Raw genomic sequence first — 21211 nt, forward strand, 5'->3', positions numbered from 1 at the left:
ACGCTCATACTCAAAAGAACTCGTGATATAATGCCTGAATTGCCGTCTCTTCGTTATACCCTTTCACACCGAACATCATGCTTACCTCCGAAGACCCCTGGTTTATCATCTCAATATTCACCTTTGCTTCTGCCAAGGCCTTTGACGCTCTTGCCGTTGTACCGACATTATGACGCATTCCTTCCCCAACAACCATGATCAAGGCAAGATCATGCTCCACATTCACTTCATCGGCATGAAGCTCTTTCTTGATTCGTGAAATGATTTTCTTCTCGGCTTCACCCTTCATCTGGTCCTGCCTTAGAATAAGCGTCACATCATCAATGCCTGATGGAATATGCTCATATGAAACTCCATAATCTTCAAGGATGTGCAGCAGTTTCCGGCCAAAACCAACTTCCCGGTTCATCAAATATTTGCTAATGTAAATACTGCAAAATCCTTTATCACTTGCTATACCAATAACCGGCCCGTTCGTATTATCCCGTGTACTCACAATGCGGGTCCCTTGTGCCGCCGGATTGTTCGTATTCTGGATATGGACAGGTATTCCAGCACGGAATGCAGGAATCAGCGCCTCATCATGAAATACCGAGAAACCTGCATAAGAAAGCTCCCGCATTTCACGATAGGTTAATTCCCGGATTCCCTTGGGATTGGAAACCACATTTGGATTCACCGCATAAACGGCATCCACGTCCGTAAAGTTCTCATACAAATCAGCTTTGACCCCATTCGCAAGAATAGAACCCGTAATATCGGAACCGCTCCTTGAGAAGGTTAAAACATCACCATCTAACGTATACCCGAAGAACCCTGGGAATACTACGATTCCAGGCTCATCACGCAGTGCATATAACCGATCATAAGACTCTGGCAGCACCTTGGTAAATCCACCTTCATCCGTCACGATCAAGCCAGCCTTCTTTGGATTTATATACTGTGCCTCTACCCCACGACTTTGGAAATAACCTGCGACCAGCCTCGCATTATTATCTTCGCCACTGGCCTTCAAGGCATCCAAATACCGCTTCGGGTTAGTTTGGTCTGCATGTAACAGTTCCATTAAATTTTCATGAATCCCAGTGATGACACTCTCGGAGATATCCAGCTCTTCAGCAATGCTCGCATATCGGGATACGACATCTTCCATCAAATGCTCTCCATTATCCCCGCGCAGTTGCTGTTCCGCCGCCCCAATCAATAAATCCGTCACCTTTATATCATCGGAATTGCGTTTCCCTGGAGCCGAAACGACTACAATCTTCCTCTCTGGATCAGAAACAACAATTTCGAATACCTTCCTCAACTGTTCACCTGATGCAAGTGAACTTCCGCCAAACTTTGCAACTTTCATCTCGACATCCCCTATTTTCGTAAATATTCTGTCAAAATCAACTCTCCCTATTATTACGCTTTTTTGCGAAACAATCAAGTGGGAATTCCATTACGGGAGGACATTTGTATTTTTAAAAAGGACAAAGCGATAGGACCATCGTTCGAGAATGGCTAAAAACCAAAAAAAGACAACGGGTATATGCCCATTGTCTCTCGTATTCTTTAGCGATTATCGACTGTTTCCGGGTATAAATCATGGTTCATCAAGCGGTAATCCGCCATTTCCTCATACTTCGTACCTGGTTTCCCATAATTTGTGTAAGGGTCGATGGAAATTCCGCCCCTAGGTGTAAACTTGCCCCAGACTTCAATATATTTAGGATCCATCAATTCGATTAAATCATTCATGATGATGTTCATGCAGTCTTCATGGAAATCACCGTGATTGCGGAAGCTGAATAAATAAAGTTTCAAAGACTTGCTTTCCACCATTTTCACATTGGGAATATAGCTGATGTAAATGGTTGCAAAATCGGGCTGGCCCGTTATCGGACATAAGCTAGTGAATTCCGGACAATTGAATTTGACGAAATAATCCCGGTTCGGATGCTTGTTATCGAATGACTCAAGGATTTCAGGTGCATAGTCGAATGTATATTTTGTTCCTTGATTCCCAAGCAATGTGATATCTTTTTTTAATTCTTCTTCTTTTCTTCCAGACATTAAAAGTCCTCCTAATCCCAGGTTACAGGGAGATTCATAAAGTGGGCCTCTATATAACAAAAACCATATCTCCTCAAAGATATGGTTGATTCGCGAAAAATATCAAAGCCATAGTTTTTTTAAGAGGGTGATGCTATGAACCTCTCCCGTTTATCGGGAAATATTTTAAAATTGTCATAGTAAATATAGAAAAAAATATCTAATCTGTCAATCATACTTTTTTAATTTGGTTTGATTCCTACATGCTTTCAGCTTAAAATGTAGAAGAAGTTTATCCTACATGAAGGAAGAGATTAAGTCAATGTGGATTTTTGCAGCGCTCATCACTAGTTTATGTTTCGGAATCAATAACAGCATTTTTAAATGGAGTAGCGGAAAAGGTTACTCAAAGGTACATATCCAATTTTTCTTTTATTTTTCAGCTTTTATTTTGTCTATATTTTATGGAGTACTTGTGGATGGTTTGCAGCTGAACTGGCTGTCTATCATGCTTGGTGCAGCCATTGGGGTACTGAACGCTAATGGTAATCTACAGATGGCAAGCGCTTTTGAAAAAGGGCCGGCAAGCTTGACATCTCCATTAATCGCAGCGAATGCAATATTCCCCATACTCTGTGCAGCTTTAATTTTTCACGAACATATTTCTTCCTTGCAATGGAGTGGAATTGTCTGCATGTTTCTCGCTACCTTAGTCATTCAGTATACACCTAATGCTAAAGGTAACCACCAATATGTCCCTTGGATGATGCACACATTATTATCCATCTTATCTTTTGGTGTACTCGGCATTCTAATGACGACATCAACACGTCTTCATTTAAACTCCCTCGATATCCTAGTATCAATGTACGGAGGAGGAATGCTTTATCTTCTTTCGGTGCTGGCCTTTAAAAATGAAAAAATCAAGCTACAGGAAGTCAAAATCGGTTCCTTAGTAGGCTTATTAAGCACCATAGGCTATGGATGTTATTTCTTTGCATTGAACACCGGCATCGCAAGCATCATTTTCCCTGTCGTCAGCCTGAACTGTTTGGTTGTCGTATTCGCTGGATGTTATTTATTCAAGGAAAAACTAAAAACCTATCAAATTGCCGGCGTACTTGCAGCATTAATCGGTATTATCTTAACTAAAATATGAATATAGTTGATTTGCAAAAACGACCTGGCTGTCATGTGCACACAAGCCAGGTCTTTTTTGTAGTTAGCTGGGAAATGAGGTTGGTCAAAAAAAAAAATGTTGACACATCCCTAAAAATAACAGATAATTTTGAATATTAATTCTTTAGATTTTACAGCTTTTGAAATGTTTGAAAAATCCTCTGCCACGGGTATTAAAGAAATAGGTACAACCACCTCATTTAATTCTGAATTAAGAAAGGAAAGATGCATAATGGTAAAAGTTACAGTAACAGTTGATTTCCAAGGAAAATCTTATCAAACAAATGTCCTTACTAAACCGGGTACTGACCATGAAGTCATTTTACAACAAGCCCTTCATCAAGTTGAAAAACAATGGAAAGCATAAAAAGGCAGGCATCGTAATAGATACCTGCTTTTTTATTACCATTATATTAATTTCCAAAATACTATACATGTGCACTATTAAAGAACCTCTTACAGCAATTCCCTCACTTGTACTTGTTTTTCCCAAAATACACTAAAATCCAAGACTTCAGTGTGTACGTTAACCTCTCAATGAATGACAAGTAATTTAGAATTTTTTATGATGAAAAAAGCACCTAAATGAAATGGGATTACACAATAAAAAGACTTATAAAAAAGGACGGTCTTTTTATGGACCGTCGTTTTAATGTTCTTTTAAGCTAAATTACTTATTAATGGCAAGGAACGTCCTTGGAGGCTATCGGAAAACAGACTATAAGAAATGACTTTCTTCTTGTACTGTTTAACTACATCCACGTGGTCATTGTAAATGTACACAAATAACCTAACATCCTTTTTGCCTCTTTTAGTATCAATGACCAATGGAGTCACACTGTTCTCTGGATGTAAAAACAATTGCTCGTTCCCTGGGAATATATGATTTTTTTTCAAAAATCTAGCGTTATTAAAATAATTAATAACTTGAATTTTTTCTTCACCTTCCAAACGTTTTCCATCAAAGGTTACGATCGCACTCTCGTCACTAATTTCTGAGTGTATTTTAAATTTGCTGATAATCCAATTAACAGCATCGGTTGGAAGACAGGAAACCAATATTTTTAACAAACTCAAGATAATTGTCAAAATCAAAACCGGCAATGTCAATTTCATCATCTCCGCCACGTTTATAAATTAATTCTTATAACGCATATTATACCAAAAGGACTGACAGTTTTTTTTAGAGAATGTGTCCGTTCTATTAACGTTTTACTTTAGTAAAACCTTGCACTTAAACGCAAGGGTGCACTCCAAAATGGGAAAATTTTCTGTTTAATAAATATAATGTTACGAAATGGTTATACTAAACAAAATGGGTCATCCACATCCTTCTTAACCATACAAATTCCTATGAATGAAGTGGATAAAGCAGTATATGTTTTCTACTATTAAACACAAAAAAACTGGGCGTCATCAAGACGCCCAGTTTTCCCGAATGGATTATTGATATCCCCAAACCATTGTTAGCAATGTACCGAAAATTGTAACCAATGCAACGAACAATCCGTAATAAACGTTTGTGTAAATCGATGCTTTATCTTCAGACTCTCCTGCATGCATGAACATAACAAATTGAAGTGCAGCTTGCATGAAAGCTGTAACAAGTAGGATGATCACAGCCATTTTAAGTGAGAGATCAAACACAATAACTGATAGTGCGACCAAAGTCAGGACTAGCGAAAAAGCAAATCCCATAACTTGGCCCCGTGGGAATAATTCTTTCATATTACATCATTCCTTTCAGGTAGACGAAACTGAAGATGAAAATCCAGACAACGTCCAAGAAATGCCAGTAAAGTGAAAAGATGAAAGCCTTGTTTGTTGTTTGTGGAGTCATACCGCGCTTTTTAATCTGCATGGTGATGAAGGCTCCCCAGAATAAACCAAGTGTAACGTGAGCTCCATGCGTCCCTAGTAATGTGAACAAACTAGATAAGAAAGCACTTGTTTGAATCGTTGCTCCTTCATGTACATACTCCACGAATTCATAAATTTCGACTCCTAAGAAGCCTAAACCAAGAATAAGGGTGATAATGAAGAAACCAATCGTTGCTTTCTGCCTGCCAAGCCTCATTGCATTGATTCCAAGACCTATGGTAAAACTACTAGTTAAAAGAAAGATTGTTTGAAACATTAGGGTTGGGACTTTAAAAAGATGTTCCCCTGTTGGACCATTTGCAGTACCATCAACTAAGACAAAATAAGTGGCGAACAGTGTAGCGAAAAGAGCTATTTCTGCCCCCAGGAAAATCCAGAACCCAAAAATCTTTAAGCGATTTTCTTCCGTGCTATATTCTAGTGGCAGCGAGTTATCTATTTTCATTACTTAGCACCTCGCAATTTATTTTCAGTTTCTTCGATCTCTTCAACAGAGATATAACGTCCGTGATCTTTTTCGAATGAACGGTGAATCATACAAGCAAAGATACCGATCGTTGCAATGATTGCAATGATCCACATGCTGAATACCAATGCAAAGCCCCAAACGAAGAAGATACAGCTCATGATAAACGGCACGCCACTGTTATTTGGCATATGAATCTTTTCTACTTTACCGCTAAATAATTTAAAGCCTTTTTTCTTTGAATCCCAGAATGCTTCTGTAGAATCAACTGTTGGCACAATTGCAAAGTTGTATTCAGGGATTGGTGTATGTGTAGCCCACTCTAGAGAACGTGCATCCCATGGATCGTTTGAGATATTTCTTGACGCATAACGAGTACTCCAATAGATATTGTACACAATAAGTGCAAAACCTATTGCCAAGCCAATCGCTCCAACGAAAGAGAGCATATTCAACGGACCATACCCTGTTGATTCAGAGTACGTATACATACGACGTGCCTGCCCATCTAAACCAGTGATGAACATCGGAAAGAATGTTACATTAAAGCCGATTATAATGAACCAGAACGACCATTTCCCAATTTTTTCGCTCAACATGAAACCGAACATTTTTGGCCACCAGTACGTGAAACCAGCAAGTACGGCAAATACAGTACCTGGAATTAATACGTAGTGGAAGTGAGCTACCAAGAACATTGTATTATGGTATTGGTAGTCAGCACTTGCCATGGCAAGCATAACCCCTGTTACCCCACCGAGCGTGAAAATCGGAATGAAAGCTAAGGAGTATAGCATTGGAACGGTAAATACGATTTTACCTTTCCAAAGTGTGAATAACCAGTTGAAAATCTTAACACCGGTCGGAACGGCAATTGCCATCGTGGTAATCGAGAAAATACCATTAACCATTGCACCGTGACCCATTGTATAGAAATGGTGAGCCCATACAATGAAAGATAGTGTAGAAATAGCTACCATGGAGATAACCATCGAATTATACCCGTACAGGTTACGACGTGCAAATGTCGAAATGATTTCACTGTAGATACCGAAGGCTGGAAGAATAACTATATAAACTTCAGGATGTCCCCAAACCCAGAACAAGTTTGCCCAAAGCATATCGCTACCGCCATTGGCCATCGTAAAGAATTGAGTTCCGAATAGACGATCCATTGTCATCAACGCAAGTGCCACTGTCAATACAGGGAAAGCGAAAACGATGATGAAGTTTGTGATCAAGATAGACCATGTGAACATTGGCATTTTCATTAGGTTCAAGCCAGGTGCTCTCATTTTCAAGATGGTTACGATAAAGTTGATACCAGTCATTAATGTACCAATACCAGCTATTTGAAGTGAAATCGCATAATAGTTCGAACCTACTGATTCACTGAAATCGTTACTTGCCAGAGGGAAGTAAGATGTCCAACCTGCATCAGGAGAACCACCGACTACGAAAGAGATGTTAAATAGCATTGCCCCCATGAAGAATAACCAGAAGCTTACTGCGTTCAGACGTGGGAATGCTACGTCACGCGCTCCAATTTGCAATGGTGTGACAATGTTCATTAACCCAATGATAAATGGCATAGCCATGAACAGGATCATGACGACCCCGTGTGTTGTAAATACCTCATTATAATGCTGTCCATCCAAAAGACCGTTATCTGGAATAGCTGTTTGAGCACGCATCATAAGGGCATCGACGCCACCACGGAAAAGCATAAGCAGTGCTGCCAAGATGTACATGATACCAATACGTTTATGGTCAACGGTTGTTAACCACTCACGCCATAAGTAACCCCATTTTTTAAAATAGGTAATTCCGGCAACAACCGCAATCATGGTTAAACCAATGGCAACCATGGATGCATAAATCGCAGGACTTGGATGAGGTACGGCAAATCGATCAAAGTAATCCATACTTTTGTGACTCCTTTCAGGAAAATATTCCTTATCTTGTATACCTAGTTGTTTTATCGAACGAAATTAATTCTTAATGATCATGATTCATGTTGCTGTGTTCTGAATGTTCCTCGTGTGAATCCTTGGAATCATTTTCTTCAGTATCAGAAGATCCGTGGTTACCATGACCAGCATGTTCCCCTTCAGGAGCTGGTGAAAACTCTAAGTGAGTTCCAGTGTAAGTGGATTGTCCCACATGACCAGGTTTTAATAATTCATTGAATTTTTCCTCAGTGATCGGTTTAGCAGTAGCTTTAATTTCATCTACCCACTTATCGTAATCTTTTGCTGACAGTACATTAACGTTGAACGTTTGTTGAGCAAAACCTGAACCACTGAAGTTTGAATTTCGACCCATATACTCTCCTGGTACATCAGCTGCTAAGTGCAACGTATTAACCATGTTCGACATCGCGTATTTTTGTCCTCCAAGTTGCGGAATCCAAAAACTGGAGATTGGACCGAATGAGTAAAGTTTAAATTCAATTGGTCGGTCAGTTGGTAAAAACAGATAGTTGACCGTTTCGATATCTTCTTCCGGATAACTAAAATGCCACTTCCAGTTAGAAGATGAAGCATAAATTACTAACGGTTCTTGATCTGCGTATCCTTTAGGTGTTGCCTCCACTTCATTTGTTGTTTTAACAGTAACAACGGATAGGAAAGCGACGATCAAAATTGGGATCGCAACCCAAATTATTTCAAGAACCTTACTTCCTTCAATATGAGGCGGTTCATAATCGTCACGCTGTTTGGAAGCACGATATTTCATTATCATGAAGATATACAGTACCATAACGACAAGGACGACAAAGGCCATTGTCCATATCGAAATCATAATAACATCTGCTTGTGTTGCAGCTACTGGCCCTTTAGGGTCCAAGACCATTAATGGGTTATCGCAACCGGTTAGCACAGTGGCAATTGTAAAAAGTATAGTTAATAGAGCCCATTTTATTTTCATAGTACTACCCCTTTCTTACATAATAAAATTCCAATTGGTAATTATTCGGACAAAGTGTTACCAAGTTCACAAACCCGACATACCAATATTAATCCCAAGTTTAAAAAAAGACAATATAAAGTGACATCTGTCACATAAAGTTCAATAAAGAGCAGTAAGAAGATGGTAAATGAACAGAAATGTTCGAAAATCTTCAGCAAATGAAATATAATAATTGTTTAATAAATTACCTATGGAAATTCACTTATTAGTACAGAATTGCTGATAGGATCGGTCACTTTCCCTTTAATATTACTCTAATATAATGAAAAAAAATTTTCACATTATATCACCGCGTTTATTGCCTTAAGACTTATAAAGATTATGAATTATATTACCTATCCTGTTAATTAGGTATCTATCATTGGAAAACATGATTTATAGCCGATTTTTTTCACTCGGCCATGGAAGTTGGTAAATGGTAGCCGCATTGTACACGATGTTGTTTCCATGCTTCAATACCCTTATGATCCAACACTGGTCAATATTATATATATATAAGGAAATAACGAGTGTGAAATGTAATTGGTTTTTTTCTCCTCGCAATACTTATTGTCCTGTCAGGATTCCTAAACAGCCGTTTAGCAGTAGTCGTGGGTGAAGTAATTCAGGGGTCAGTCAAACTAGTTACAACTAGTCAAGCAATATCAGTAGGACAGGACAAAAACCATTTTACAAAAAAGTACATTTGGTGGTTCAATAAACTTCGGCTTTTGGAAACTCACTACTCAAAAATCAACGACATCCCTTTTGTATCTTCTAGGAAAAGTGCATAAAAAAACCACAAAAAAAGGACTTTTTAAAAGTGTCCTTTTCTCGTGGGTATCGTTTAAAATGCAAAGTGAAAACTTCCTGGCGTTCAGCCAGTTTGGTTTGAATGTCCAAGCACATCGTATGTATTTCAAATACAAAGGGTTACTTGAAATTTTTTTGGTACATGACGAGTGCAGTATATTTTATTGAATTAAAAAGTAGCCAACTGATAATTAACCCAAGTCCTCCACAAAATGAAAGCGCATTCAATCATTCGGATCACGTTGACTCAAATTCTTTAGAAAGGCGTTCATCCATGTTAGTAAATCTGATGATAGAATGCAAATTCATTATGCTATATTCCTCGTTTTAGTTACTGAATTCTGTACTTCTTTTTGTTTGAGTGTTAGCCTTTGACTTCATTTTTATGATTTTAGTCGTTTCCGGTACAATTCTCTCACCTTTATGTGTTTTCATTACCATTTCTTCTGTCAGGACAAAAAATATACCAACTAGAAAAATTGCAGCTGCGCTTAGTGTGATGGCGATTCCCACGGCGGTAAATATATAATCTTTATTGTAATCGCTTACAAAGAAACTTAAAGCAAAAATAATAATTCCGATTACACAACCTGTGCCCGATACCCATTTCACTGCATCTAACATCTTCTGATTAGCTTCCATAATTTCATCCCCTTTCTTTCTATTTTATGACATTTCACAAATTTGTCAAATCTTTTCTATTTTTTAACATATTCACAATGAAAACCTTGACAAATAGAACGCGTTACTATTAGCTTTTAGGTATTCAAGACTATATGAAAAATCTGCAAAACAGTGCAAATACACTATCTATTTTTTCCGATATTATCCTTTTCTATACTACTAAAAACTCCTTGACTTCCAATTAAAAGCCCCTGATGAATAATCAGGGGCTAACTAATTTCTATGGTTTTTGCAAGGTTAACGTTACCGTTTTCTCTTCAGTACCCCGATATACTTTAACCTTTACTTTATCGCCGATTTTCTTATCTGTATATAAGTACTTCCTTAATGCAGCGGCAGTATTTATTTTCGTTCCATCAATCTCAACGATGATATCCTGTTGCTTAAGCCCTCCATTCGCCGCAGCCGATCCCGCTTCTATACTCGTCACCATTACACCGGACTTTACGGCTTCAGGAACATTCTGAATGTAATATTGCGGCAGTTCTTCCATACTGGCCAAGCTGACTCCTAAATATGGGCGCGTGATTTTTCCATTTTCAATCAGCTCCGTAACAATCGGAATCACATCATTGCTTGGTATGGCAAACCCTAAGCCTTCCACACCGTTTTCGGAAATCTTCAAGCTGTTTATGCCGATCACTTCCCCAGCGGTGTTGATCAATGCACCGCCGCTATTGCCAGGGTTGATCGCTGCATCTGTTTGGAGGACATCAAGTTCCCACTCCCCACCCGAGGTATCGACTGAAATGGAACGTCCGGTCGCACTGACGATCCCTTGTGTAACCGATCGTGAAAAATCAAGTCCAAGTGGGTTGCCAATTGCCAATACTTCTTCACCTGGACGCATGCTATCAGAATTACCGAATTTAATTCCCTCCGGTGCTTTCGAGGCATCAATTGTCAAAACCGCTAAATCCGTCAAAGCATCCGCGCCGACAACCGCTGCTGTTGCCTTTTGTCCATCATACAATGAAATTTCGACTTCCTTAGCCCCTTCAATAACATGATTGTTCGTGATGATATAGGCTTTCCCATCAGCTTTTTTATATATGACCCCTGAGCCAGTGCCGCTTTCAACCGTTTCGCTCTCCGTGCTTTGCTGCTGGTACGGGTACTGGTTTTGCATCTCCTGTAAATTCACGACCCCTACAATGGATTTGGATGCTGATTCGACCATCTCTGCCCTATCATTTGAATCCGTACTTGTCGATAACTTTTCCGCCGTGACACTTTTATCCTTTTCAACACTTTCCGTTTGCTGTACGCCTGCCGTTTCGGTTGCCTCATTCACTGAACTTTTCCCTTGATCTATAAAATCCCCGCCAAATAGAAATACAGACGATGTAACCATAGAAGCAACCGTTCCGGAAACAAGACTGGTTATCCAAAGGGATTTACCCTTTTTCCGTTCTGTTTTAACTCTGACTTGCTCATCACCATTATAATTCTCCATCTTTATCCCTCCTAGGATTGTCCTTTACTTGGCTCAATCATAAACAGTAAATATTAAAAAATTCTTAAGAAAATAAAGAATAAGGTGACCTTTTTAAAAAAATTTTAAAATTTTATCGAATCCTGTACTTTGCCGCGCCACAAAATAAAAAGGCCTCAACAGGGGCCTTTAATCCGACCATTCAGTTATCCTTACATGACTTCATAAACTTCTTTAGTCTTCTTATTCACGCCATACCAGCCCCAAGTGGTTTTGTGGCCGCTTTTCTGACTAGGTTCATCCACCTCGAAAACATGAAAAATGTAATCTCCCTTTTCGGAATCATGATCATGTTCGATATGCAAATCCGGGAAATTTTCCATGTCCACATAATCCTTCACAAGCTTTTCCGCCTGAGATTTACTTAATGTACTGACCAAATCCTTGCTTCCTTTGCCTTTTGTTTCCGTGGCCGCCTTCTCGTCTACTTTGGATCCGTCCTCAGTTGCTTCCTCCACCGGTTCGTCATTCCCCTCTACAGTTTCTATCGTGGCGGAGTTTGATACCGAGTGCATTTCCACCGCCTTTGAAACCATTTGTTTACCTTCCCGGTATTTTACTTTATATGCGGTTGCTTTTTCAAAATCGCTTTTGGCCGAACCAAAATCCTGTTCGTCGTAATTCTTCATCCCGCTTGCCAGAAAACCTGAAACATCCATTAACTCCCTTGCTTCCGGTGTTTTTGCTTCTTTATAAGCTAATTCAAATGCCTCATGGGCTTCTAAATAATTTTCCTCATTCAACTGACTTTTCCCTAAATCCATATTGGAATCATAATTCCTTGTTACGCAGCCTGAAGCAATCAACACAAAAAAAATAACCATGATTGATCTCTTCACTATGTCACTCCTCACTTTTCCATAATATTCTGTAAATCCATCTTAAACCATTTGGTAAGCAATCCGATACCTCTATTTCCTATCTTTTTCATTAAGGAAATGTTTACGTACATGATTAACTTTTTACAAATAGTGGTACAGAATAGACAAACGCTTGAAAGGATGATGTGCAGAATGATGCAGGAAAAACAGACCTATCATGTCGATTTGGTCAGCGGCGACATACTCGGACAAAAACTTGAAGAGAATCCGAGCTTCACTATACACGCAACTGATGAGGAACTTGCAGAATTGAAACATTGCTTGGAGGAACATCGGACAGATGACCTGGAGGCATATGCCCGTTCACATGTGCCCTACCTTCTGTATCATCATGACCGGGCAAATGATAAATACGATGCAGCCATGAAAAGGCTTTATGCCCTCATTTATAAGTTAGGGGATGAAACGGCACTAAACCATATTGAAGAAATCGGAATATTGAAAGATAACAAATTCGAGGGAAAAGAAGAAGTGCAAAAGTTCAAATAACAAATAGGAACAGAACCTTAAATTCAAAGGTTCTGTTCCTTTATGATCAAGTTCAATCAAGAGTGTTCCCTTCCCCCAATATAAGGGGAAAAGGATTCCATTTTGCGATTCATTATACAGTTTTATACGCAAGGTCCTTTCAATCTACATATTTATCTTTCAAATAGTCTGAACCTACACCACCAATAACCATCAAAGCTAATGGTAAAAAATTCGATACAACTGGCATGCTTTTTAAAACTGTAATATTGGTGCCAGCAAATTTATTAAGACCAAAAATGATTAATTTAGACACTAACAAAAATGCTCCTATTAATAACGCGATATCAAAAAACATTTTCCATTTTGGAAATGCTAACTGCTTACTTTCCCGTATTATTTTTTCTTTCAATTCCTCGTCACTCCTTAATAATTCATCTACCGTAATTTGGAATAAATCACTTAAATTAATGAGTACTTCAATACTTGGATAATTTTTTCCCGTTTCCCATTTGGACACAGATTGGCGACTCACGTGAATCTTTCCTGCAAGATCATTTTGTGACCAATTTCTTTTTTCCCGTTCTTTTTTTAATCGTTCGCTAAAAATCATAATGAGTTCATCGCCTTTCCTACTCCTAGTATTGTGAGATGAATTATGCAAAGTAAAGATAGTAATAAGCGCATTTCTATGCAGCTTATGAGTGACACCGAAGAAAACCTTGATATATCAAGGGAATCGGTTTAATTTTCTGGAACTGCTGTAGAAAGTTCAAACTAAAAAGAAATTGCAGACAGTCAAAAAAAGCGGCGGTGGCTTTGGAAATAACAAAAAAAGCAACTATGTTAGCAGCCACTCAAGACCATTCCGAACCCCCTTTTGTAGACAAAAGGGTTTCTATCTAAGCTTTTAAAACAAAGTTGATTGGAACGGAAGGTACGAGACTCCTGCGGGTAAAGCGCGTCCAAGGGAGACCCCGCAGGCGCAAAGGCGCCGAGGAGGCTCCCGGACCGCCCGCGGAAAGCGAGTGCCTGGAGTGGAAATCAACGTTCAAATTTAAAGTACCTACTGTTTTCAGAAATCCGTTCCCCGTCTGCCAAGCCTTATCAAAGCAAGCACCTGCGGGGTCTCGGCCAGCCAGTTAAGCAGCTACTCAATTCTATAATTTTTCAGCTTAATAAGCCATCTTGCCCTCACATATTTCAAGAATTAGCCAATTGACCTTAATTCAAAAAAATCCTTGTATAGACAAGACTTTTAAACCTATTTTTTATAAAATCGGTGTAATCCCCGCTTGTTTAATTTCACGAAACATTTTTTTAATTTCGCTCTTTGAACCTTTTTTCACGTATAACAACCGGCAGTTATCAAAGGGTAGTAAGGTCTGATTAATATCGTTACTCACTTTTGTTAGAACTTTATCTTTTCATTATGGAGTTGACCTGCACATGCATAAAAAAAGGTTGCCTCGGCAACCCTCCCTATAATGAAGGAACTGTCTCAAGCTCCTGGTATAATTTCATTGCAATGATACGCATTCATAACGTTTCGTTATTAAATGTTCCACTCTTTTAATTCCAGTCTACGAACTTTATGTACAACGTGGGGATCATTTTCCGCTAATGAGAGTGCTTCTTCAAATGTGTCTGCAATATAGACAACCAAGCCGCCTGATCCATCCGCAAAGGGCCCCCTTGCAAAAACCTTCCCTTTACGATCAAGTTCGTTTAAATACTCAATATGCTGTGGGCGCACTTCAATATTTTTTTCAGCATCAATCATATGTAAAATTGCTGCATAATAAGCCATGCTTCTCCACTCCCTAATTTCGGTTCCAGACAACCAGCTTCATTTCTGTCATTTCTTCCACTGCATATTTTAGTCCTTCACGGCCAGTTCCACTTTCCTTCACTCCACCGTACGGCATATTATCCACACGGAATGTCGGAATGTCGTTGATCATGACTCCACCAACTTGTAAATTTTCTGCCGCATCCAGTGCTGTACGTACATCGTTCGTATAAATCCCTGCTTGCAGGCCGTAATTGGAATCATTCACTAAATCAATTGCTTGTTCTACTGATTGAACCTTGTTAATCAAGACGATTGGGGCAAACACTTCTTGACAAGATACCTTTGTGTGAGTATCTGCATCTAATATGACGGTCGGATGAAGGATATTGCCTTCCGCTATTCCACCTGTTGCAATCTTGGCTCCATCCTGTTTCGCCTCCTCAATCCAATTGAGGGTTCTTTCAACATCATTTGGGGAGATCAAAGCGGAAACATCCGTTTCTGGATCAAGCGGATCACCTAATTTTAATAGTTTCGTTGCTTCTATAAACTTTTCAACAAAACGATCATAGACTTCTTCATGAGCATAAACCCTTTGCAAAGAAATACATACTTGTCCCTGGTTGGAAAATGCCCCAGTCACACAACGAGAAATAATCTTATCGATATCCACACCCCTGTCAATGATGACAGCTGCATTGGATCCCAGCTCCAGCGTCACTCGTTTCAATCCTGCTTTGTTGCGGATGCCAATCCCAACACCTGGGCTACCGGTAAAAGTAATCATACTTACTCTAGAATCAGTGACCAACTTATCTCCAACCACTCTTCCTCCACCCGTGACCACATTTAATGCTCCTGCAGGCAATCCTGCTTCCTGTAATAGTTCTCCAAGGAACAAAGAGGATAGAGGCGTTTGGCTTGCGGGCTTTAATACAATTGTATTTCCTGCCGCGATAGCAGGACCTACTTTATGAGCGACTAGATTCATAGGGAAATTGAAAGGTGTTATGGCCCCAATCACTCCAATCGGTTCACGTACAGTGTAACCAAGTCGGTTTTCGCCACCTTGAGCGGCATCCAGCGTAAGCGTTTCCCCGTGAATTCGTTTCGCTTCTTCAGCGGCAAACTTGTAGGTTTCAATTGTTCGCGCCACCTCGCCCTTCGCGGTCGTAACCGGCTTTGCTGATTCAATAGATATGATTTGAGCTGCTTCATCTGCGCGCTCCTCAAGAAGATGCGCCAATGTTTCAAGGATTTTCGCACGCTGGTGGGCCGGCATTTTTGCCATCACCTTTGTAGCTTTTTGCGCCGCTTCGATAGCTTGGTCAGTTTCTTCGTCTGTAGCCAGGGGGATTTCAGCTATGACTTCTCCTGAAAAAGGAGATCGAAGTTGACTATACTCCTTGGCCTCCACCCATTCCCCTTTAATTAGTAAATGTTTTTTTTCTACTTTATCTATGATTGTCATATTCTTAGCCACCCTTCACTCTTTGTATGTGCTTCATCTAAAGATTAGAGGCAATTTTTGAAACAGTCGATTCCATTCTTGGAAAATAATACTCTTCCAATTTTGTCGTTAATCCACCGTGGCCAAATTTACAGCAGTTATTTTCTTTCCCGGAATTTCGCTTAATAAATTCAAGAAAAAATAATATGCTATTTCGTCTTTCTAGAATGTTACTAATTCCTTGCTTATAAAACCAGGCATCAATGGTATTATAAACCCCTCTATTAATCCCATACTGTTCATTACAGACTTTAATAAAGGATAAATCAGTTAAGTTTATTATCTCTTCTACATCTAATAGCAATTTGTCCCCTCCTTGCTACTTAGCTCTGCTAATTGAAAATGTACTCAATTCCAAAACGATTTATCAGCTGGAGTTTTTTTCATTTTGTAAATCTACTCAACTTAATTGGTGCTCTGGTCTAGTACTCTTCAATGCTTTTTGCATAAAAACGACTTCTTCACTCAGCATTGAAATACGTTCCAAAACTTCCTCATCAACCAGTTCGTTTTGTGGATTGAAATGGTCGTTATGAGCATAAACAGAGCCAGGTGCAACAAATGCACGGAAATAACTGGCTATAGGTTTCAGCTGATTTTCAATGACTAAATAATGCTGGTAGGTTCCACCAGTAGCCACAAGCCCCATTACTTTATTACGGAAATCCTTCGGGGGTATTAAATCAAATAAGTTTTTAAGAGCACCCGTAATCGACCCTTGGAATATTGGTGTTCCTATAATGTAAAAGTCTGCTGAGGTAACGATATCAATTACTTTTTTAGTATCTCCAGTGTATGTTGACGGATTACGGCCATCACAAAATTGAACATCATACTTTTTCAAATCAAGCAATTCGATTTCGATATCAGGATGGTTATTCTTAACTTCCTCTAAAACCTTTTCAATAACAACTTTTGTCTTTGTTCCTATTTTCGTTCCTGAAATCCCCAGTAATTTCATTTCACTTTTCCTCCTTATTAAAACCCTTCGATAAAAAGCGTCTCCCCTTCAAATTTTCACTACCTCATTATGAACGGATCAGGAATCGGTTCAGATGATGTATTGATCCAAACCACTTTATCTTGCATATATTCATGAATCGCTTCATAACCACCTTCTCTTCCATAACCACTTAGGCCAGATCCGCCGATTGCCGCAATTGGTGAAATACTTCGATAGGTATTCACCCAAACGATTCCAGCACGTATAGCTTTCGCGACTCGATGAGCTTTTGCAATATCACTCACCCAAATTCCAGCTGCCAATCCGTAATCAGTACTGTTTGCTAATTGAATAACCTCTTCTTCATCTTTAAAAGGGATAACACTTAGCACAGGACCAAATATTTCTTCCTTAGTAATACGGGAATTGTTATCCTGATGCTCGAAGATCGTGGGCTCAAAATACCAGCCTTTTTCTAAACATTCAGGCTTTTTCCCTCCGCAAACAAGCTTTCCACCTTCATCTAACCCGATAGCTACGTATTTTTCGACACGCTCCAATTGGGCTTGCGTTGCCAGCGGTCCCATTTCTGTATCATCTTGAAAAGGATCACCAATCTTAATTTTCGATACACGGTCTACGAGTTTTTGCATCACTTCATCGTAAATATCGACATGTAAAAATGCACGTGAACCAGCCACACAACTTTGTCCTGAAGCACCAAATATACCAGCTATGATTCCCATCGCGGCATTATCCAGATTAGCATCCTCAAACACGATATTGGGTGATTTCCCTCCAAGTTCAAGTGATACCTGTGCAAAGTTTTGAGCCGAATTACGAACAATATGCCGTGCTGATTCTGAACCTCCCGTAAAGGCCACACGCCTTACAAGAGGATGTGAGGTGAGTGTATCACCTACAGGCGTTCCAAAACCGGTAACTACATTGACTACACCAGGTGGAAAACCAGCTTCTTCAACCAGTTTCACCAGTTCCAATAGAGATGCCGATGTCATTTCCGAAGGTTTAATGACTATAGTATTTCCTGCTATAAGAGCAGGTGCAAGTTTCAATGTTGTTAAATAAAGAGGGGAATTCCAAGGAGTAATGGCGGCTACTACCCCCAGCGGCTCTTTGGATGTAAAAGCGAACATATCTTTTTTATCAATCGGTAAAGTTTGACCATGGATTTTATCTGCAAGTCCTGCATAGTAATAGAAAAATTCAGGTAAATATTTTACCTGACCTCGCATTTCACGTATTAATTTTCCATTATCCATTGATTCGACTTTCGCAAGCTCTTCAGAGTGATCAGCAATCAGCTCTCCAAGCTTTCTAACCAGACGTCCCCGCTCAGTGAATGTCATATCAGTCCATCCTGAATGCAAGAATGCATTATGCGCAGATTGAACGGCAAGATTTACATCTTCAGCATTTCCTTTTGCGACTTGACACCAAGCTTCTTCGGTTGCAGGGTTATAACTATCGAAATATTCACCACTTGATGATTCTACCCATTCTCCGTTTATATACATCTGATATTTCTTCAGCTCTTTCACATCGAGTCACCCCTTTTGCTTTTGTCTTTCAATAAACGACCTAATAGCTTCGTTCACTATTTTGGATCCTTCTATCGGTAGCATATGCCTCATATTAGGTACTATCATTAGTTCTGAATCCACAATCATTTCATGCATTTGTCTCGCCATCTCGGGATTTGAACCTACATCTTGCTCCCCTGTTATAATTTGGGTCGGTACATTAATCTGGTGAATCTGTGGCCACAACTCTTCATCCGCAGTTGCAAAAAGTGTATAGGCCTCTAAATATGAAGCAGCATCGTTTGTCTGAAGTCTTTTCCGAATTTTACTCACAGTTTCTTCCTGTAAGTTTAAGAATTCAAGATTAAACCAGCGTTTAATGGCTGGTTCAATAGTTGCCAAAGGTCCTGTTCTTTTCACTTCTTCTACCCTTTTTAAAACGGCTTTCCTCTGTTCCTTCGTCCGATTGGCCACTGCGTTCATGATTGTTAGCGTTTTCACTTTATCCGGATATTTTAATGAAAATGCCTGAGCGACCATACCACCCATGGAGAAACCAATAATATGACTTCTCTCAATTCGTAAGTGATTCATTAGTTCTGCTAACTGCTCAACAAACTGTGAAAGGGAATAAGGACCCGGAGGATGCTCAGATCCTCCGTGCCCAACCATGTCATATACGATAACACGGAAATGTTTCGACAAATCTTCCACTTGTTTTTCCCACATCGTAAGATCAAGACCAACACCATGAATAAAGATAAGCGATTGACCAATCCCTTTCTCTTCATAATGAAGCGAATCTTTTCCATGCAATGTAGTTGGCATTAAACTAGCCCCATTTCAACCATATCTTGATGCCTGTTTCCTGTTCTCGGATGAGGACGTCCTCCTGTAGAAGCCCCAATGGCAACAACGATCTCATCGGCCCTCGGTGCATCAGGTATAGAAGCTTCAAATGTAATGAAATGAGAGCGTTCAGACTCATCTGTCTTATGTACCATCGGTATGAGCACCGCAGATCCAGCGCCACCACGCTTATTAGTAAAGCTCAAGATACTCGTTCCTTTCACGGCGTCCCGGAATTTGTTACCGAATTTCAAAGTATGGATAAAGGCTGATGCATGTTCAACTTCGCCATCAACTCCCACGACAGCTGCCTTGCCGAATGCTTCGACGTCATCAGCGGAATCAATGTGCTTAAATAGTTCAGCAACTAATAGTTCGCCAATTTGCGGTGCATATTCGTCAATTTCCGGTTTTAAATTTTCAACATACCCTCTGTTTGCCCATGGGTTTTTGATAACCGCCATAGTTGTTATCATCTTGATAGGATTCTCTACTTTTTTACCACCCTCAATACGTGTTTCTTCAATAGCTGTATACACTTTACGAATATCTAACATTTACATTACCCCCAGTTTAGTTTTTGTGAATCTTGGCATAACTTCTTCCGTGAACAATTTTAAACTTTTCATCATTTTTTCATGAGGCAGACCATTATGATTCACCCAAAGCAGTAATGTTTCTAAATTCAGTTCATCCTTCAATTCTTGAATTTTCTCAGCTACATAGTCAGGTGTACCAAACAATAAATTTCTTGGATGTAAGAATTCATAGTTCAATTCCTGTCCTTCTTTTACTGTTTCGCCCGGATCCATAAGATTGCTAAGCCCCCTCCAGTGACAAATCCAGCGATAATTGTTCAATACTGCTTCTGCCGCATCCTGACGAGCCTGTTCCATGGTTTCCGCTACATATACATCACGTACTAAAGCAATACCCTGACCAAGTGGAACTTCATAGCCTTTGGATTTGGAAGCCCTTTCACGATACAGTTCAAAACGGCCTTTTAATTCTTTGACGGTAGGCATCCAAAACATTCCTTGTATATCGTTCTCCGCAGCCAATTCAATAGACCGCGGTGAATCAATTACTTGCCACAGAGGAAGTGATTGCTGGTAAGGTCTAGGCATAATGGAAATTTTATCAATTTCGCCTTTTTCCATATCCATAAATTCCGAAGTTGATGGACTCATAGGATGACTCCACTTTAAACCTTTAGGAGGAAATTGATAGATGTCACCTTGATGTGAAAAGAAACGGTTTGACCAAGCCTTTTTTAAAATTTCCAATGTTTCTTCAAAAAGTGCACGGTTTTGTTCTTGATTTGCTGGATCTGCCAAAGTGTTTAAATTAGCCGCTTCCCGTCCGTATAATCCACGTGCCAGTCCAACTTCCACACGTCCTTTGCTTAACTGATCAAGCATAGCTATGTCTTCCGCCAAACGCAGTGGATGCCAGAAAGTGGCGACATTCGCTGCTTGTCCAATTCGAATGTTCTTTGTACGAGCAGCAATATCAGCCCCCATTAAGATCGGGTTAGAAATCAATTCATTTCCTTCATGACCAAAGTGGTGTTCGGTATACCAAATCGAATCATAACCATTTTCATCACAGTAAATAGCTTGCTCACGGGCTTCATCCAACACTTTATAATACTCATCATGTCTTCCCTGTCCTGCAAGATTTGCAAAGATTCCAAACTTCATAGAACTCA

The 21211-nt window shown here is 39.6% G+C and carries 22 protein-coding genes and 1 riboswitch; of the genes, 3 read left to right on the plus strand and 19 right to left on the minus strand.

The genetic code is table 11. The features are described from left to right. Window positions 1–10: 10 nt before the first annotated feature. The gene (locus QFZ73_RS08400; RefSeq protein ID WP_251431381.1) at window positions 11–1357 is read right to left on the minus strand and encodes an aspartate kinase; all 1347 of its coding nucleotides are present in this window, start codon (window positions 1355–1357) and stop codon (window positions 11–13) included. Between the two features lie 203 nt (window positions 1358–1560). After that, entirely contained in the window at window positions 1561–2061 is a 501-nt protein-coding gene (gene queF / locus QFZ73_RS08405) for a preQ(1) synthase (protein ID WP_251431379.1), read from the minus strand. Between the two features lie 104 nt (window positions 2062–2165). Continuing rightward, window positions 2166–2211: riboswitch (PreQ1 riboswitch) on the minus strand. Window positions 2212–2341: 130 nt separating this feature from the next. Here queF and QFZ73_RS08410 point away from each other — a divergent pair. Continuing rightward, window positions 2342–3199, plus strand: a complete 858-nt coding sequence (locus QFZ73_RS08410) for an EamA family transporter (RefSeq protein WP_251431377.1) — start codon at window positions 2342–2344, stop codon at window positions 3197–3199. 129 nt (window positions 3200–3328) lie between these two features. Beyond that, complete coding sequence (locus tag QFZ73_RS08415) at window positions 3329–3586, plus strand: BA3454 family stress response protein (protein WP_251431375.1); 258 nt, start codon at window positions 3329–3331, stop codon at window positions 3584–3586. A gap of 293 nt (window positions 3587–3879) precedes the next feature. Here QFZ73_RS08415 and QFZ73_RS08420 read toward each other — a convergent pair whose 3' ends face one another. The 8 genes from QFZ73_RS08420 to QFZ73_RS08455 all read right to left on the minus strand — a co-directional run bounded on the left by QFZ73_RS08420 (window position 3880) and on the right by QFZ73_RS08455 (window position 12349). Then, window positions 3880–4335, minus strand: coding sequence for a YfmQ family protein (locus tag QFZ73_RS08420; RefSeq protein ID WP_373458922.1), 456 nt, complete (start codon window positions 4333–4335; stop codon window positions 3880–3882). Between the two features lie 327 nt (window positions 4336–4662). Continuing rightward, window positions 4663–4947 (minus strand): cytochrome aa3 quinol oxidase subunit IV, encoded by a 285-nt coding sequence (qoxD, locus tag QFZ73_RS08425; protein ID WP_076370787.1) that lies wholly within the window; start codon window positions 4945–4947, stop codon window positions 4663–4665. Between the two features lies 1 nt (window position 4948). Next, a complete protein-coding gene (gene qoxC / locus QFZ73_RS08430; RefSeq protein WP_251431371.1) occupies window positions 4949–5545 on the minus strand; it encodes a cytochrome aa3 quinol oxidase subunit III in 597 nt (198 codons plus the stop codon). Further along, the gene (gene qoxB / locus QFZ73_RS08435) at window positions 5545–7491 is read right to left on the minus strand and encodes a cytochrome aa3 quinol oxidase subunit I (protein WP_307265228.1); all 1947 of its coding nucleotides are present in this window, start codon (window positions 7489–7491) and stop codon (window positions 5545–5547) included. The genes qoxC and qoxB overlap by 1 nt, the downstream gene beginning before the upstream one ends. A 73-nt stretch (window positions 7492–7564) precedes the next feature. Further along, window positions 7565–8497, minus strand: a complete 933-nt coding sequence (qoxA, locus tag QFZ73_RS08440) for a cytochrome aa3 quinol oxidase subunit II (RefSeq protein ID WP_251431366.1) — start codon at window positions 8495–8497, stop codon at window positions 7565–7567. Window positions 8498–9658: 1161 nt separating this feature from the next. Beyond that, on the minus strand, window positions 9659–9973 hold the full coding sequence (locus QFZ73_RS08445; RefSeq protein ID WP_179891008.1) for a hypothetical protein: 315 nt from the start codon (window positions 9971–9973) through the stop codon (window positions 9659–9661). Window positions 9974–10235: 262 nt separating this feature from the next. Further along, entirely contained in the window at window positions 10236–11471 is a 1236-nt protein-coding gene (locus QFZ73_RS08450; RefSeq protein WP_251431364.1) for a S1C family serine protease, read from the minus strand. Window positions 11472–11662: 191 nt separating this feature from the next. Then, window positions 11663–12349 (minus strand): hypothetical protein, encoded by a 687-nt coding sequence (locus QFZ73_RS08455; protein ID WP_307265232.1) that lies wholly within the window; start codon window positions 12347–12349, stop codon window positions 11663–11665. Window positions 12350–12523: 174 nt separating this feature from the next. On the opposite strand from QFZ73_RS08455, the gene QFZ73_RS08460 reads away from it, so the two are divergent. Next, the gene (locus QFZ73_RS08460; RefSeq protein ID WP_307265234.1) at window positions 12524–12880 is read left to right on the plus strand and encodes a hydrolase; all 357 of its coding nucleotides are present in this window, start codon (window positions 12524–12526) and stop codon (window positions 12878–12880) included. Window positions 12881–13019: 139 nt separating this feature from the next. On the opposite strand, the gene QFZ73_RS08465 is transcribed toward QFZ73_RS08460, so the two are convergent. From QFZ73_RS08465 to QFZ73_RS08505, 9 genes are all read right to left on the minus strand, one after another. Then, the gene (locus QFZ73_RS08465; RefSeq protein WP_307265235.1) at window positions 13020–13472 is read right to left on the minus strand and encodes a helix-turn-helix domain-containing protein; all 453 of its coding nucleotides are present in this window, start codon (window positions 13470–13472) and stop codon (window positions 13020–13022) included. A 942-nt stretch (window positions 13473–14414) separates the two neighbouring features. Further along, window positions 14415–14669, minus strand: coding sequence for a YciI family protein (locus tag QFZ73_RS08470; RefSeq protein WP_307265237.1), 255 nt, complete (start codon window positions 14667–14669; stop codon window positions 14415–14417). A 13-nt stretch (window positions 14670–14682) separates the two neighbouring features. After that, entirely contained in the window at window positions 14683–16125 is a 1443-nt protein-coding gene (locus QFZ73_RS08475; RefSeq protein ID WP_307265240.1) for an aldehyde dehydrogenase family protein, read from the minus strand. 37 nt (window positions 16126–16162) lie between these two features. Then, the gene (locus tag QFZ73_RS08480) at window positions 16163–16468 is read right to left on the minus strand and encodes a hypothetical protein (RefSeq protein ID WP_307265241.1); all 306 of its coding nucleotides are present in this window, start codon (window positions 16466–16468) and stop codon (window positions 16163–16165) included. A 96-nt stretch (window positions 16469–16564) separates the two neighbouring features. Then, complete coding sequence (locus tag QFZ73_RS08485) at window positions 16565–17125, minus strand: NADPH-dependent FMN reductase (protein WP_307265244.1); 561 nt, start codon at window positions 17123–17125, stop codon at window positions 16565–16567. Between the two features lie 59 nt (window positions 17126–17184). Beyond that, window positions 17185–18669, minus strand: coding sequence for an aldehyde dehydrogenase (locus QFZ73_RS08490; RefSeq protein WP_307265247.1), 1485 nt, complete (start codon window positions 18667–18669; stop codon window positions 17185–17187). Window positions 18670–18675: 6 nt separating this feature from the next. Beyond that, window positions 18676–19479: an alpha/beta fold hydrolase gene (locus QFZ73_RS08495; protein WP_307265249.1), complete on the minus strand. Its 804-nt coding sequence runs from the start codon at window positions 19477–19479 to the stop codon at window positions 18676–18678. After that, window positions 19479–20057, minus strand: a complete 579-nt coding sequence (locus tag QFZ73_RS08500; RefSeq protein ID WP_307265252.1) for an amino acid synthesis family protein — start codon at window positions 20055–20057, stop codon at window positions 19479–19481. The genes QFZ73_RS08495 and QFZ73_RS08500 overlap by 1 nt, the downstream gene beginning before the upstream one ends. Next, window positions 20058–21203: an LLM class flavin-dependent oxidoreductase gene (locus tag QFZ73_RS08505; protein WP_307265255.1), complete on the minus strand. Its 1146-nt coding sequence runs from the start codon at window positions 21201–21203 to the stop codon at window positions 20058–20060. It lies immediately after the preceding gene. Between the last annotated feature and the right edge of the window lie 8 nt (window positions 21204–21211).

The organism is Peribacillus sp. V2I11 (assembly GCF_030817135.1).
In the GTDB taxonomy this organism is placed as follows: Bacteria; Bacillota; Bacilli; order Bacillales; family DSM-1321; genus Peribacillus; species Peribacillus simplex.